Annotated in this window: 11 protein-coding genes and 2 tRNA genes; 7 read left to right on the top strand and 6 right to left on the bottom strand. The window is 71.9% G+C overall.

Features of this window, described 5'->3' with window-relative positions:
• Nucleotides 1-19 precede the first annotated feature (19 nt).
• On the bottom strand, nucleotides 20-3787 hold the full coding sequence (locus LX83_RS09120; RefSeq protein ID WP_253769325.1) for a glycoside hydrolase family 2 TIM barrel-domain containing protein: 3768 nt from the start codon (nucleotides 3785-3787) through the stop codon (nucleotides 20-22).
• Nucleotides 3788-4087: 300 nt separating this feature from the next.
• On the opposite strand from LX83_RS09120, the gene LX83_RS09115 reads away from it, so the two are divergent.
• Together LX83_RS09115 and LX83_RS09110 are read left to right on the top strand one after the other, a co-directional pair.
• Nucleotides 4088-5221: a sensor histidine kinase gene (locus LX83_RS09115; RefSeq protein ID WP_253769322.1), complete on the top strand. Its 1134-nt coding sequence runs from the start codon at nucleotides 4088-4090 to the stop codon at nucleotides 5219-5221.
• Entirely contained in the window at nucleotides 5218-5892 is a 675-nt protein-coding gene (locus LX83_RS09110; RefSeq protein WP_253769320.1) for a response regulator, read from the top strand. Before LX83_RS09115 ends, LX83_RS09110 begins: the two co-directional genes overlap by 4 nt.
• A 111-nt stretch (nucleotides 5893-6003) precedes the next feature.
• On the opposite strand, the gene LX83_RS09105 is transcribed toward LX83_RS09110, so the two are convergent.
• Nucleotides 6004-6435 (bottom strand): DUF6223 family protein, encoded by a 432-nt coding sequence (locus tag LX83_RS09105; protein WP_253769318.1) that lies wholly within the window; start codon nucleotides 6433-6435, stop codon nucleotides 6004-6006.
• Nucleotides 6436-6642: 207 nt separating this feature from the next.
• Here LX83_RS09105 and LX83_RS09100 point away from each other — a divergent pair, with 207 nt between their 5' ends.
• The 5 genes from LX83_RS09100 (at nucleotide 6643) to LX83_RS09080 (ending at nucleotide 10096) form a co-directional block, all read left to right on the top strand.
• A complete protein-coding gene (locus tag LX83_RS09100) occupies nucleotides 6643-7173 on the top strand; it encodes a PH domain-containing protein (protein ID WP_253769316.1) in 531 nt (176 codons plus the stop codon).
• On the top strand, nucleotides 7170-8816 hold the full coding sequence (locus LX83_RS09095; protein ID WP_253769314.1) for a PH domain-containing protein: 1647 nt from the start codon (nucleotides 7170-7172) through the stop codon (nucleotides 8814-8816). Before LX83_RS09100 ends, LX83_RS09095 begins: the two co-directional genes overlap by 4 nt.
• A 10-nt stretch (nucleotides 8817-8826) precedes the next feature.
• On the top strand, nucleotides 8827-9438 hold the full coding sequence (gene orn, locus LX83_RS09090) for an oligoribonuclease (RefSeq protein ID WP_253769312.1): 612 nt from the start codon (nucleotides 8827-8829) through the stop codon (nucleotides 9436-9438).
• A 90-nt stretch (nucleotides 9439-9528) separates the two neighbouring features.
• A tRNA-His gene (locus tag LX83_RS09085) sits at nucleotides 9529-9604 on the top strand.
• Nucleotides 9605-10023: 419 nt separating this feature from the next.
• Nucleotides 10024-10096, top strand: a tRNA-Lys gene (locus tag LX83_RS09080).
• A 258-nt stretch (nucleotides 10097-10354) separates the two neighbouring features.
• Here the strand turns inward: LX83_RS09080 and LX83_RS09075 are convergent.
• From LX83_RS09075 to LX83_RS09060, 4 genes are read right to left on the bottom strand one after another with little or no spacing between them, the layout of a single operon-like run.
• Nucleotides 10355-10978 (bottom strand): GTP-binding protein, encoded by a 624-nt coding sequence (locus tag LX83_RS09075; protein WP_253769310.1) that lies wholly within the window; start codon nucleotides 10976-10978, stop codon nucleotides 10355-10357.
• Nucleotides 10959-11330, bottom strand: a complete 372-nt coding sequence (locus LX83_RS09070) for a DUF742 domain-containing protein (protein WP_253769308.1) — start codon at nucleotides 11328-11330, stop codon at nucleotides 10959-10961. The genes LX83_RS09075 and LX83_RS09070 overlap by 20 nt, the downstream gene beginning before the upstream one ends.
• Nucleotides 11327-11734, bottom strand: coding sequence for a roadblock/LC7 domain-containing protein (locus LX83_RS09065; protein ID WP_253769305.1), 408 nt, complete (start codon nucleotides 11732-11734; stop codon nucleotides 11327-11329). Before LX83_RS09065 ends, LX83_RS09070 begins: the two co-directional genes overlap by 4 nt.
• A 36-nt stretch (nucleotides 11735-11770) precedes the next feature.
• A complete protein-coding gene (locus LX83_RS09060; RefSeq protein WP_253769302.1) occupies nucleotides 11771-14743 on the bottom strand; it encodes a sensor histidine kinase in 2973 nt (990 codons plus the stop codon).
• Nucleotides 14744-14848: the final 105 nt, after the last annotated feature.

Here is a 14848-nt window from a genome sequence, read left to right as displayed (position 1 = left end):
CCGGCCCTGACCGGCGGGGTCAGCGCGTGCCGGCCGGGCGGCCGGCGCGCACCTCGTCGGCGTTCAGCGGCCGGATCACCAGGGAGTGGTCGTAGTCCTGGTCGGGCCGCACCTGGTAGCGCTGGCGCACCGGGTTGGGGGTGTCGCCGACCCCGGTCACCGCGTGGTCGGCGTGCAGCGTCACCCAGCCGTTGTTGCGCTGCCGCTGGAACGGGTAGTGGGCCCGGTCCAGCTCGTCGTAGGGGGTCACGCTCACGTCCGGGGCGCCGGCCACCAGCAGCCCGCCGGAGCGCCCGTCGGTGAGCAGCGCCCACCGGGTGTCGGTGTGGTTGCCGTGGTCCTGCGGCCGCAGGTAGTCCACGTACTGCTCGTCCACCGTGGACGACCACACGCCCACGGGGGTGCCGTCCCTGCGGTCGTTGTAGCTCTCCTGCGGGCCCCGGCCGTACCAGGCGAAGTGCTGGAAGGTGTCCGGCACGGCCAGGCGCACGCCGATCCGGGGCAGGTAGGGCAGGGTGCGCACGTCCCCGCGCGGGCTGACCTGCTGGCGCAGGCCGATGGTGCCGGCCGCGTCCACCCGGTAGGTCAGCACCTGCGCGAACGAGGCGTTGGGCGTGTCCGGCGCGGCCACCACGGCGTTCGCGGTGACCGTGGCCGCGCCCGGGTCGGTCTGGCTGACCCGCACCTCGGTCGCGGTGGTGGCCAGCCGGTCCAGGCCGGCCGCCCGCCAGTCCTCGCCCTCGTCATTGCCCCAGGTGTAGGTCTCGTTGCTGATCGGCGCGCGCCAGGCGTCCAGTTGGGGCCCGCCGCGCAGCAGGTCCACACCGCGCACCCGCATGCTGCTCAGCGCGCCGGTGCGCTTGTCGAAGACGTACCGGAACTCGCGGCCGGACAGGGTCACCGCGTCGGCCGTCTCGGTGACCTCGACCCGGCCCCTGGCCGGGGGCGGGGCCGCGCCGGGCACGACGGTGCCGCCGAGCGCGAACTGGTCGTGCGCCAGCACCGAACCGGCCGGCAGCAGCGGCTGGGCCCGGGTGGTCACCGCCCGCACGGTCAGCCAGCGCTCGGCATCGCGCGGGTTGGCCGGCAGCCGCAGGTCGAGTGTGCCGGTGCCGCCGGGCTGGACGCGGGGCCGCTGCCGGCCGCTGGCCACGGTCCGCTCGCCCTCGGTGACGCTCCAGCGCAGCTCCACGTCCCCGGTGTCGACGAACTGCCGCTCGTTGTGCACGCTGAGGGTGCCGTTGGCGTAGCCGAACCGCAGCGGCTGGTGCGCCCAGGCCAGCTGCGCGGTCTCCGGTTGCGGGGTCCGGTCCGCCCCGATGAGACCGTCCACACCGGACAGGCTCTGGCCGTAGGACAGGTAGGTCCGGCCGGTGTCGTCGATCCGGTCGAAGTCCAGGGCGAGCACCGCGTCGCCGACCGGGTCGGCGCCGGCGGCCAGCTGCTCGGCGCTGAGCGCCCGGTCGTACACGCGCACGTCGTCGACGGCGCCGTTGGCCATCCGGCCGGCGTAGTTGTCCTGCATCACCTCGTTGTTGCGGCCGATGTTGACCGGGAACGAGGACTGGTCGATCGTGCCGGTGAAGGCCAGGGCGCCGACCTGCGCGCCGTCCAGGTACAGCCGCAGCTGGGCACCGTCGTAGGTGCCGGTGACCCGGTGCCAGGTGTCGGGGAAGTCGGCCGGCACGGCCGCGCGCACGGTGCGCCACGTTCCACTGTGGACGAAGAACTCCAGGGTGTGCTCGTCGGACATCTTCAGCGCGAACTGGTGGTCCCCTTTGGACAGGATGGTGAAGTCACCGGTCCACGGCCGGTTCGGCTTCACCCACGCGTCCAGGGTGAGCGCTCTGCCGGCGATGTCCAGCCTCGGGTCGCGGTAGACCTCCACGAAGTCGTCCAGGCCGGAGAAGTTCAGCGCGCTGCCCCGGTGCCCGGCCACCACCTCCGGCGCGCCGGTGAGGTGCGCCATGATCTGGTTGCCTGACGAGTCCGGGGTGGTGCGCAGCGGCTGGCGGATGTTCTGCTCGGCCCAGTCCCAGATGAACCCGCCCTGCAGCACCGGGTTGGCCCGGATGGTGTCCCAGAACTCCCGGAAGTTGCCCAGGCTGTTGCCCATGGCGTGGGCGTACTCGCCCATGATGATCGGCTTGGTGGTCCGCTCGGCCTGCTGGGCGAGGCGTTCCGGGGTGGGGTAGCGCGGCCCCCACACGTCCGCGAACGGCGCGTCCCCGTCGGGTGAGTTGGACTGGTGGTACAGCGGCCGGGTCGGGTCGTTGGCCCTGGCCCACTCGGCCATGGCGTGGTGCGCGGCGCCCAGCCCGGCCTCGTTGCCGGTGTCCCACAGGAACACGCTGGGGTGGTTCTTGTCCCGCTGCACCATGCCCACGAACTGGTCCAGGTAGGCGTCCCGCCACTCGGGCCGGTCGGCCAGGCAGTTGCTCGGGCACGACTCGTGGTTGTGCGTCTCGACGTCCACCTCGTCGTCGATCCACAGCCCGTGCTCGTCGGCCAGGTCGTAGAAGTGCGGGTCGGACGGGTAGTGCGAGGTGCGCACGGCGTTGACGTTGAGCCGCTTCATCAGCGCCACGTCCTGTTCCTGGCGCTGGCGCGGCACGTGCCGGCCGTGGTCCGGGTCGGTCTCGGCGCGGTTGACGCCCTTGAACAGCACCCGCTTGCCGTTGACCAGCAGCTGCCGGTCGGCGATGGCGATCTCGCGGAAGCCGATCCGCTGCTGGGTGATGTGGCCGACCCGCCCGTCCGGGCCGGCCAGGGTGAGCACCAGGGTGTACAGGGTGGGGGTCTCGTCGGTCCACTTGGCCGGATTGGCCACCGGCGTGCTCAGCACCAGCTCGGCGGTGTCCCCGTCCAGCTGGACCGTCCCGCTGGCGCCGGCCACCCGCCGGCCGCCGGCGTCGTGCAGCTCCGCCCGCGCGGTGTGCTGCCCGGACGGCCCGTTGTCCTTGCGCGCCACCGAGATCCGCGCGGTCAGCGTGGCGTTGACGTGGTTGTCGTCCAGGTCCGTGGTGACCGTGACGTCCCGCAGGTAGCTGGTGGGCGTGGCGTAGAGCCACACCGAGCGGAAGATGCCGGAGTAGCGCCACTGGTCGTAGTCCTCCAGGTAGGAGCCGGCGCCCCAGCGGTGCACCTGCACGGCGATCCGGTTGCGGCCGGGGTGCAGCGCCGAGGAGACGTCGAACTCCGCCGGGGTGTAGCCGCCCTGGTCGTAGCCGACGTAGCTGCCGTTGACCCACACGAAGTAGCCGGAGGTGACGCCCTCGAAGCGGAGGAACGTGCTTCGACCGTCCCATGTGGACGGAACGTCGAGGGTGCGCACGTACGCGGCGGTCGGGTTGACGTCCCTGGGCACCGCCGGCGGGTTGTCCGGCCACACCTCGCTGGGCACGTTGCGGAACACCGGGTGGTCCAGCCCGTCGGTCTGCCAGGTGTGCGGCACCGACACGCTCCGCCAGCCGCTGACGTCGTAGTCGTCGGCGAAGAACCCGGCCGGCACGTCCTCGGGCCGGTCCGACATGTCGATCTTCCAGTCGCCGTCCAGGCTGAGCGTGTAGGGCGTGTTCTCCTCGTGCCGCACGGCCGCGGCCACGTCGGCGTAGGGCCGCAGCACCGCGTGCGGCGCCTGCTGGCCCTCCCCGGTCATCCCGGGGTTCTCCAGGTAGGCGTACACGTCGGGCCCGGACGCCTGTTCGGCCACCGCCGGGGTGAGCCCCAGCACGGACACGGCCGCGGCAACCGCCGCGGCGACACTGGATCGAACACCACGGCCCATGCCAAACCTCCCAAAGGCGACACAGTCAAACGACATATCACTGTTTCCAACAGGAATCGTCAATCCGCCATCAGCACTACCCCCCGTCCACTTCCGGCCATCCGCCTACCCAACCCCGCGAGTCGACTTTGCAAACCCCGCGAGTTGGCATTTCACGCAGGCCCGTTCGGGTGAACGGTGGTGCTGCCCCGCCGCTGCCCGACCGCTGCCCCGCCGCTGCCCGAGCGCTGCCCCGCCAACGCCACCGGCCCAGTCGGCCGGTCCGGCGCCCGTGCACCCGGTGGAAGTTAGGCTCGACGCATGTCTAGGTGGCCATGGCGAGGCCGGTCCGCGAACACCGGCCTGGTGCTCGCCGTTGGTCTCATCGCCGTCGTCGGCCTGCTGGTGCAGTCGCACGGCATCGACACCGCCGCTGACTGGACGGCGCTGCTGGCCGTGCTGGTCTCGACCGGCGTACTGGCCCTCCGCCGCCGCCACCCGGTGCCGGTGGGGGTGGCGGCGCTGGCCGCTGTCGCCGCGTACGGGGCGCTGCTGCACCAGCCCGGCCCGATCATGCTGGTGTTCGTCGTGGCGCTCTACACCGTCGTCGACGAGGGGCACCTCGCCTCGGCCATCGGACTCGGTCTCGCCTCGGTGATCGCCTTCGCCGTCGCGGACGGCGCGGGCCGGTCCACGAACACCATGAACGGGGCGGTGCTGCTGCACGCCGGGTGGCTCATCGCGGTGATCGTCGGCGTGACCCGCAACCGCCGGGCCTACCTCGCCGAGGCGCAGGCCCGCGCGCTCGCCGCCGAGCAGCGGCTGGCGGAGCAGGCCCGGCGACAGGCCACCGAGGAGCGGTTGCGCATCGCCCGCGAGCTGCACGACGCGCTCGGCCACCACCTCTCGCTGATCAACGTGCAGGCCAGTGCCGCGCTGCACCGCCCGGACCCCGACCGCGCCGAGCAGGCGCTCACCGCGATCAAGCAGACGAGCAGGGAGACGCTGCGCGAGTTGCGCAGGACCCTGGTCGTGCTGCGGCGGGACGACGACGCGCCGAGCACACCCGCCCCCGGCCTGAACCGCCTCGGTGATCTGGTCACGGCGGCGGGGCGATCCGGGGTGGCGATCCGCACGGAGTTCGCCGAGACCCCACCGCTGCCGCCGGAGGTCGACCTGGCGGCGTACCGGATCGTCCAGGAGGCACTCACCAACGTGACCCGGCACGCGGGCGCGACCACCGCGGTGGTCCGGGTCCGCCCCGAGCACGACGACGTGCTGGTGGAGGTCGAGGACGACGGCACCGGCACACCGGGCACGCCGGGCAGCGGAATTCGCGGCATGGACGAGCGGGCCCGGGCGCTGGGCGGTTCGCTGATCACGGGCCCGCGACCGGAAGGCGGCTTCCGGGTGTGCGCCCGCCTGCCGCTGCGGCCGGGTACGGCACCGGCGTGAGCGCCAGCGCGGTTCGGGTGCTGCTCGCCGACGACCAGACCCTGGTGCGCGCCGGCTTCCGGTCCATCCTGGACGGTGAGGACGGCATCGAGGTGGTCGGCGAGGCCGCCGACGGCGCCGACGCGGTGCGGCTCGCCCGGCACCTGCGGGCCGACGTCGTCCTCATGGACATCCGGATGCCCGGGCTGGACGGCCTGGCCGCCACCCAGAAGATCACCGCGAGTTCCGCCGTCCGCGTGATCATCCTGACCACGTTCGACCTGGACGACTACGTCTACGGCGCGCTGCGGTCCGGTGCGAGCGGCTTCCTGGTCAAGGACACCGAGCCGGCGGAGCTGATCCACGCGGTGCGGGTGGTGGCTCGCGGTGACGCGCTGATCGCGCCGGCGATCACCCGCCGGCTGATCGCCGAGTTCGCCGCCCGGGTCAGGCACCCGGACCCGGGGCCGCGGCTGAGCGCGCTCACCGAACGGGAGCGCGAGGTGCTGGCACTGGTCGCCGCCGGCCTGTCCAACGACGAGATCGCGGCCCGGCTGGTGCTGAGCCCGGCCACCGTGAAAACGCACGTCAGCCGGATCATGACCAAGGCCCAGGTCCGCGACCGCGCCCAGTTGGTGATCCTCGCGTACGAGTCCGGCCTGGCCGTCCCGGGCTGGCTCACCCGCTCCTGACCAGCACCCAGGGCGCCGCCGCCCGGCCCGCCCGGTGCCCGGTGCCCCGGCGAACGTCAGCTCGCCTGGCACGAGGCCGCACTGAGCCGGCAGCCCGGCCGGCGCAGGCGGTCAGCCGGTGCGCCGGGAGCGGGTCCGCGCCAGCCCGCCGAGGACCACGCCGGCCAGCCCCAGCATCATGGCCACGATGGCCCCGCCCAGCCCGTTTCCCGTGCCCAGGCCACCGGAGGAGGTGGCGGCGACCAGCCCGCCGAGGACCACGCCGACCAGCCCCAGCACCATGCCCGCGACGGTCCCGCCCAGCCGGTTGCCGGTGCCCGGACCACGGCCGGAGCGGGACAGCGCCCGCGCGCCGATGGCCGCGCCGACCAGCCCCAGCACGGCTGCCACGATGGCCCCGAGGCGCCCGGTGCTCAGCGTGAGCACACCGACGGCGGCCTCGTGCGCCACGACGTGCGCGGAGGCGTGCGCTGCCTCGGGTGCCGCAAGCCCGAGGGCGCCGAGCGGGGCGGCGGTGGCGATCAGCGGGTGCCGGACGAACATGGAGTTCCCTTCGCTCGTGGGACGGATGCGGCGGCAGCGTATGGAACGGCGTGCTCCCGGGTCGTCCTGCCGGAGTTGCCGATGGGCCTACCACCCGGGTGGTAGGCGCTCGCGGCGTCGTACCACCGCGGTTGGTGCCCCTGGGACACCCGTTCACGCACCGCCGAACAGCTGAACTCGACCACCCCGGTCAGGCAGAGTGGAGCCGTGAACAGCCCGGACACCACCGTCCCGCCCCCGTATCCGCTCGCCGGCCAACTGCGGCTGCGCGAACCCGAGCACCGGGTCAGTCGCCGCGCCGTCACCTGGTGGACGCTGCGGGCGCTGATCGGCTGGCTGGTGCTGATGATCCCGCAGCTGGTCGCCCTGCTGGTGCTGCCCGGCACCGGGTGGCTGGCGTGGACCCTGCTGGCCAGCGCCGTGCTCGGGGTGGCGCACACCGCGGTGATGCCCACCTGGCGCTACCGCGTGCACCGCTGGGAGACCACCCCGCAGGCCGTGTACACCCAGGCCGGCTGGATCAACCAGGAGTGGCGGGTCGCCCCGACCTCGCGCATCCAGACCGTGGACACCAAGCGCGGGCCGCTGCAGCAGGCGCTGAACCTGGCCACGGTCACCGTGACCACGGCATCGGCGGCCGGCCCGCTGCACATCGAGGGCCTGGACCACGACCTGGCCGTGCGACTGGTCGACGAACTCACCGAGACCACCCAGGCCAGCAAGGGCGACGCCACGTGAGCGCGCCCGAGCACACCCCGCCGACCGGCCTGGACCTGCCCGCCGCCCCACCACTGGTCGAGCACCCCGAGGTCGAGTGGCGCCGGCTCGACCCGAGGATGCTCGTGGTCACCCCGCTCAACTCGCTGATCAGCCTGCTGCCGGTGCTCGTCGGCGTGGTCCTGTTCAGCTCGGGCGACTGGGGCCGGCTGGCCTTCGGCGCGGCCCTGGTGGTGCTGGTGGTCGCCGCCGGTGTGGTGCGCTGGCTGACCACCCGCTACCGGATCACCGACGACCAGGTCGAACTGCACACCGGCTGGCTGGTGCGCAAGCGGCTGGCCACGCCGCGCGAGCGCATCCGCACCGTCGACCTCACCGCCAAGCCGGCCCACCGGCTGTTCGGCCTGTCCACCGTGCGGGTGGGCACCGGCAGGCAGGCGCTCGGCTCCGAGGCGGCCACGCTCGCCCTGGACGCGGTCACCTCGGCCGAGGCCGAACGGCTCCGCCAGGTGCTGCTGCGCCGCCCGACCAGCGCGCGGGACACCCCGGGCGCCCCGGACAGCCCGGACACGCCGAACGCCCCGGTCCCGCCGCCGGCCACCGTGTTGGCCGCGTTCTCCCCCGCCTGGCTGCGCTACGCGCCGCTGAGCACGTCCGGGCTGGCCGCGGCCGGCGCGCTGTTCACCACCGCCCTGAACCTGGCCGACGACCTGCGCATCAACCTCGACGAGGTGGCCCGGGTGCGCGCGGCCGTGCGCTGGCTGGTCGAGTCGCCGCTGCCGGTGATCATCACCACCCTGGCCGGCGCCGCACTGGTCCTGGTGCTGGTCTGCTCGATGCTGGTCTACCTGGTGCAGTTCTGGGGCCACCGGCTGACCCGGGAGGCCGACAACACCATCCGGGCCAGGCGCGGGCTGCTCACCACCCGCTCGGTCTCGGTCAAGGAGCACCAGCTGCGCGGGGTGGAGGTGAGCGAGCCCCTGCTGGTGCGCGCCGGCCGGGGCGCCCGCGTCGCCGCGGTGACCACCGGGCTCGGCCGCACCGGCGAGAGCAGCCTGCTGCTGCCGCCCGTGCCCCGGGCACTGGCCCAGCGGGTGGCCGCCGCGGTGCTGCGCCTGCCCACCGCGCCGACCAGCGCGCCGCTGACCCGCCACCCCAGGCGCGCGCTGGCCCGCCGGCTGGTGCGCGCGGTGACCCCGGTGCCGGTGCTGGCCGCGGCGCTGTGGGCCGCGCACGCCCTGGCCTGGCTGCCCGCCTGGCCGGCGCGGCTCGCCCTGGTCGCCGTGCTGCCGGCGGTGCTGCTCGCGGTGGACCGCTACCGCGCCCTCGGCCACGCCCTGACCGACGAGTACCTGGTCAGCCGGGCCAACTCGGTGGTGCGCCGCACGGTGGCGCTGCGCCGCACCGGGATCATCGGCTGGCGGGTGTCCCAGTCGTGGTTCCAGCGGCGGGCCGGCCTGCTGACCCTGATGGCGACCACCGCCGCCGGGCACGGCGGCTACGAGGTGCAGGACGTGGGGCAGACCCGGGGGCTGGCCCTGGCCGACGCCGCCGTGCCCGGGCTGCTCACCCCGTTCCTGGTGCCGGTCACCGGGCCCCACCAGGGCCAGGACCCGGGCGAGCCGGCCGGAGACGACCAGCCGGTGCGGCGGTCGGCCGGATAGGCTCAGCCGGGTGACGGATCGCTTGGTGTGGATCGACTGCGAGATGACCGGCCTGGACCTGGGCAAGGACGCCCTGATAGAGATCGCCGCCCTGGTCACCGACGGGGAGCTGAAGGTGCTCGGGGACGGGGTTGACGTGGTGATCCACGCCGAGGACGACGTGTTGGCCACCATGCCCGAGGTGGTGCGGGATATGCACAGCCGCTCCGGGCTGACCGAGGAGGTCCGGCGGTCCACGGTCTCGCTGGCCGAGGCCGAGCGGCTGGTGCTCGACTACGTCAAGCGCTGGGTCCCCGACCCCCGCACCGCGCCGCTGGCCGGCAACTCCATCGCCACCGACCGGGGCTTCATCGCCAGGGACATGCCCGAACTGGACGCCCACCTGCACTACCGGATGGTGGACGTGTCCTCGGTCAAGGAGCTGTGCCGGCGCTGGTACCCGCGCGTCTACTACGCGCAGCCGGGCAAGGGCCTGGCCCACCGGGCCCTGGCCGACATCAAGGAGTCCATCCGGGAGCTGGCCTACTACCGGCGCACCGCGTTCGTGCCGCAGCCCGGCCCCAGCTCGGAACAGGCCCAGGCGGTGGCCGCCGAACTGCTCCGCGGCGACCGGCCGAGCTGAGCTTCCCGGGTTCGGGTATCCCGTTTTTGGGTTGGCCGGGCGACACGCTACGATATGCCAGCCACGGCGGCCGAGCGGCCGCCGAACGTGGTGGGTGTAGCTCAGTTGGTAGAGCACTGGGTTGTGGTCCCAGGTGTCGCGGGTTCAAATCCCGTCACTCACCCCATCCGAGGGCCCCGCGTCAATGACGCGGGGCCCTCGTCGCGTTTCCGGCCGGCCTGTCCATGCCACGCGCCGGCGTGATGATCACCACATCGCCACCGCTCCCCCGTTCAGCGGTTGGCCGCCGCTCCGACGCACTGCTCCACCTCTGCGCCAGTCGTGTGGCGATCTTCACACCCACTCTTGCCAGGTCGGCGGGCTCACCGCAGAACACGGCCCTGACCAGCGGTTTTGTCGAGACCATCGGTGGCGAGCGCCCCACTCGACCACCCGCAACCAGCCCCAGCACCCGGCAACGGACCGCGACCGACCCGGGCCCCGAACCACTCGTTCGGCCCCTTGCACCCCCGCTGACCTGCTGATTGGAGTTCCGCGCGAAGCGTGTGCTACTGTTCTCCCATCGCACGGAGCAAGATCGTGTGAGCGCCGCTAGCTCAACTGGCAGAGCAGCTGGCTCTTAACCAGCGGGTTCGGGGTTCGAGTCCCTGGCGGCGCACTCAAGGCGAAACGCCGATCAGCAAGTCCGCACAGACGAGCTGGTCGGCGTTTCGCTTTTCCGCGTTCAGCCCCGCGGTTCAGCACCCCCGCGTTCAGGCCCCGCGGTTCAGGCCCCCGGTTCAGCACCCCGCGATCAGCGTTCTCCGGGGGCCGTGCCCCGTTCCACGCCTTCCGGACAACACAACGGGGGCCTGGCCCACGTGGTGGTGGTCCAGGCCCCCGCTGGTGTTCACGACGGCGGTCGGCACGGCGACGATCAGCTGCTGGTGACCGCCGGGGAGCGGTCGCCGGCCAGGGCCGGCGCCAACGCGATGATGTACTCGATCAGCGTGAGCAGCACCTGCTTGCAGGACTCCCGCTGCCGCACGTCGCACAGGATGATCGGCACCTTCTCGTCCACGGCGAGCGCCTGGCGGACCTCCTCCGGCTGGTAGAGGTCGGCCCCGTCAAAGCAGTTGACCGCCACGATGAACGGGATGTTCCGCCGCTCGAAGAAGTCGACCGACGGGAAACAGCTGTCCAGCCGCCGGGTGTCGGCCAGCACCACCGCGCCGAGGGCGCCGTAGGCCAACTCGTCCCACATGAACCAGAACCGGCCCTGACCCGGCGTGCCGAACAGGTACAGGATGAGTTCGGAGCTGATGGTGATCCGACCGAAGTCCAGCGCCACGGTCGTGGTGGTCTTGCCCTCCACCCCGGCCAGGTCGTCCACGCCCACGCTGAGTTCGGTCAGCATTTCCTCGGTGCTCAGCGGAGGAATCTCGCTCACCGAGCCGACCATGGTGGTCTTGCCAACTCCGAAACCACCGGCGACCAGAATCTTGACCGCTGTGGCGTTCAGATTCGGACCGCCCTGCCGTTCAGAGTCTACGGACGCCATCGAGCACCGCCTGAAGTAGGTTCTTGTCTGGGACTCTCGTGGCCCGCATCGGTGGCCGGAAAATCATGTAACCGCTATCGATGAGGTCACTCAACAACACTTTGACCACGACCAGTGGCAGATCGAGCTGCGCCGAAACCTCCGCGACGGAGAGAGGACGCTGGCACAGCCGGAGTATCTCCGCGTACTCCGGGTCCAATGTCACCGTGTCCACATCGGCTCGGACCGCCACGACGAGCGTGATCATATCGAGTTTGTTGCTCGCCGGACGAGTCCGTCCGCGCGTCATCGCGTAAGGACGGACCAGTGGGCCTGCCGCCTCGTCAAACCACGACTCGTCGCCGCTCATCATGCGGTTCCAGCGGTCCTGGGCGCAGAACTCAGATAGGTTCCGACCCGCTTGATGAGCAGGTTCATCTCGTAGGCGACCATGCCGACATCGGCCTCCTCGCTGCCGAGCACGGCCAGGCAGGCGCCCTGGCCGGCGGCTGTCACGAACAGGAAGGCGTGTTCCATCTCGACGATGGTCTGGCGGACCTGACCGCCACCGAAGTGTCGCCCCGTCCCTCTGGCCAGGCTCTGGAAGGCCGACGCCATCGCGGACAGGTGTTCCGCGTCCTCCTTGGACAGCTCACGGGAACCACCGATGAGCAGTCCGTCGGCCGACAACACAACCGCGTGATTGGCCCCGACCACACGTTCGACCAGGTCATCGAGCAACCAATTCAGGTCGGTCGCCGTACTGGGCTTCGCCATTACGTCCTCAGTCCGCTCTTCTCTAATGGTTTGTCGTCACAGCTCGGATTCATCGGCATTGCGTCCCTGGCGGGACCCCCGCTGGAACGCCGACATCATGTCGCGAATCTCCTCAGGGGAACGCCATGAACTGGGGCTCGACCCCTCCTCAGTCGAGGTTGTCGAACTCTCAAGCAACTGTGGGGCAAGGTTCGCCTGGCGCTTGCGCTGTGGCAGACGCGGCCGGGTGTCCTGCCCCCCCGATCCGGCTGGCATGTTCTCCACCGGTACCTCGCCCCGGATAGCGGACGCCGACGAGCGCTGGGGAGTGTTCCGCCAGCCACTGTCACCGCCCTCCCGCGAATCAGATCGATCATCCTCCAAGGTCCGAAACGCCGAATGACGCCCGTTCTCCTGGAACCGTGGCTCAGCGCCCTCGGCAGTGCCCTCGCCGTCCCGTCCGCCGCCACGGTTCGCGTCGCGGCCGGAGTCAACGGCGTGGTCATCCCGCACCGAGCCGTTCCGAATGATGTTCCATTCTGATCGCCCTCGGGTAGCAGTGATCTGGGTGGCGTCATCGTCGTCGGTCGGTGTCAGGTTGGTGTGCTGCTGTGTGGCCTGCTGATCTTGATCATCATCGCCGGCCGGGCCACGCGCGGGCTCAGCGGGTTCGCCGCCCTCCCCGCCGTCCAGCGACTTCAGGTGCCGGGTCCAGAAGTTGCCCAGCTCCGAGTGGGGGCCGAGGCCGAAGTTGTACTCGTCGGCCGGGTCGTCGCCGGCACCGACCGCCTCGGGCCGGCGGCCGGCCGGGATGCTGGCGGCCTGCTCCGGCTCGCGGTCCTGGTCGACGTCCTGGTCGGCCTTGGGCTCGGGCACCGCGCGCAGGCTGGCCCGCCGGCTCGGGTCCCGGCGCCGCGGCGCCAGCCTGGGCAGCACCGTGGTGGCGTCGTCGTCGTCCGCCGAGGAGGACGACGAGGGCGTCGCCGTGGCGGTCGCCGAGGTCGCCGAGGTCGCCGAGGTCGCGGACGACGACGGGCCGGGCAGCGGCAGCCCACCCGGTTCGGTGTCCACGGCCAGCAGCGCCGAGGGCAGCAGCACGATCGCCCTGGTGCCGCCGTAGGCGGACTCGCGCAGTTCCACGCTGATGCCGTGCCGGGCGGCCAGCCGGGCCACCACGAACAGGCCGAGGCGGGAGTCGCTGGTCAACGCCATCACGCCGAAGTCGGGCGGGTCGGCCAGGGTGGCGTTGAACTTCTCCCGGTCCTCCTCGGTCATGCCGAGGCCGCGGTCCTCCACCTCGATGACCACGCCCTTGGCCACGGTGTTGCCGTGCACCTGCACGTGCGAGCCGGGCGGGGAGAACGAGGTCGCGTTGTCCACCAGCTCGGCGACCAGGTGGATGACGTCGGCGACCACCGCGCCCAGCAGGGCGACCCCGGGGATCTGGCCGGTGCGCACCCGGGTGTAGTGCTCGGTCTCGGCCACCGCACTGCGGATGATCTCCATCAGCCGCACCGGGTTGCGCCACTGCCGGCCCGGCTGCTCACCGCCGAGGATGATCAGGTTCTCGGCGTTGCGCCGCGCCCTGGTGGCCAGGTGGTCCAGTTGGAACAGGTACTCCAGCTGGTCCGGGTCCTCCTGCTCGCGCTCGACCTTGTCCAGGATCTTCAACTGCCGGTGCACGATCACCTGGCTGCGGTGGGCGATGCCGAGGAACACCGTGTTGACGCCCTCGCGGGTCTGCGCCTCGTTCACGGCCGCGGCCACCGCGGTCCGGTGCGCCCGGTTGAACGCGTTGGCCACCTGGCCGATCTCGTCGGTGCCGAAGTCCAGCTCGTGCAGGTCGGTGCTGGGGTCGACGTCGGCGCCGTCCTGCAGCCGCTTCACCACCTCGGGCAGCCTGTTGTCGGCGAGGTCGAGGACCTCCTCGCGCAGCGTGTTCATCCGCCGGCCCAGCTCCACCCAGATGCGGACCATGAAGAAGTACACCAGGGCGACCGACAGCCAGGTGAAGCCCAGCCAGATGCCGGTGAACATCGCCGAGTTGGTCGAGGACTGCACGCCGAGCCGGGCCGCGCTCTCCGCCTGCGCGGTGGCCAGGTCGAACAGCTTGCCGGCCACCGTGTTGGCCGCGTTCTGCCAGTCCTGCTGGTTGACCGGCAGGCTGGTCCGGTCCCGCTGGCTGGTGCGGGAACTGCTCGACGAGCTGCCCGCGTTGTCCTCGGACGAGCCCCGCTCCACCAGCGCCCGCTCCGCGTCGGTCACGGTGGTCCACTCGGCGGTGCCGGTCAGCACCTGGTAGCTGACCCGCTGCGCCTCGGGCGCGGTCGCGCCCAGCGCGCTGGTCAGCTCGTTGTGGTAGGCGCCGACCAGGTTGACGAACTCCTGGTAGTCGGTCTCGGTGACCTCGCCGCTGGCGTAGGCGGCCAGGATGGTGGCGTTGGCCCTGGACATCAGCTCGGCGCCGCGGAACAGCTCACTGGCGCGGGAGTGCTCCCGGGAGACCTGGGCGTCCACCGCGACCAGGGTCTGGGTGTCGAACAGCTCGATGCCGTCGTCCATCAGCTTGGTGTAGTAGGCGGCCAGGTCCGTCCGCTGGATCTGCCCGCTGTCCACCGCGGAGCGGGTGGCGCCCAGCTTGTCCAGCTGGGTGCGCATGCTCTGGGCCAGCTCCCGCACCGCGCCCTCGGCCGTGCTGGCGGTCTCGGCCACCTGGCTGAGCAGTGGGGCCAGCGCGTCGTCGGTCTGCTTGCGCACCGGCGCCAGGTCGACCTGCGCGCTGTCGGGGCCGGCCAGGTTCAGCATGCTGACCCGCCGCTCCTCCTGGATGCTGGCCAGGACCCGGCCGATCGGCCGGGCCAAGGCCAGCTCGTCGACACTCGTCGAGCGTGTTCTCAGACCGTCGGTGATCAAGATCGCACAGACGACGGTTCCGACGGCCAACACGATGGCGCACGGCACGATCCAGAACGTCAGCAGGCGCGCCTTGATCGACCTGTTGGTGCCGGTCCTGTCACGGAACTTACTCACGGCGCTCCACACTTGGGACGAAAGGTGCAGGGTTCAGGGTGGGTCACACGGCTCCGGGCGGTGGCGCGGCACGGCGCCCCGGAGGAGGCCAACGATCTCAGACGA

Origin of the sequence: Goodfellowiella coeruleoviolacea, assembly GCF_024171785.1 — a bacterium.
GTDB lineage: Bacteria > Actinomycetota > Actinomycetes > Mycobacteriales > Pseudonocardiaceae > Goodfellowiella > Goodfellowiella coeruleoviolacea.
The sequence above is the reverse complement of the archived record's forward strand: the minus strand, read 5'-3'. Positions and strand labels throughout refer to the sequence as shown.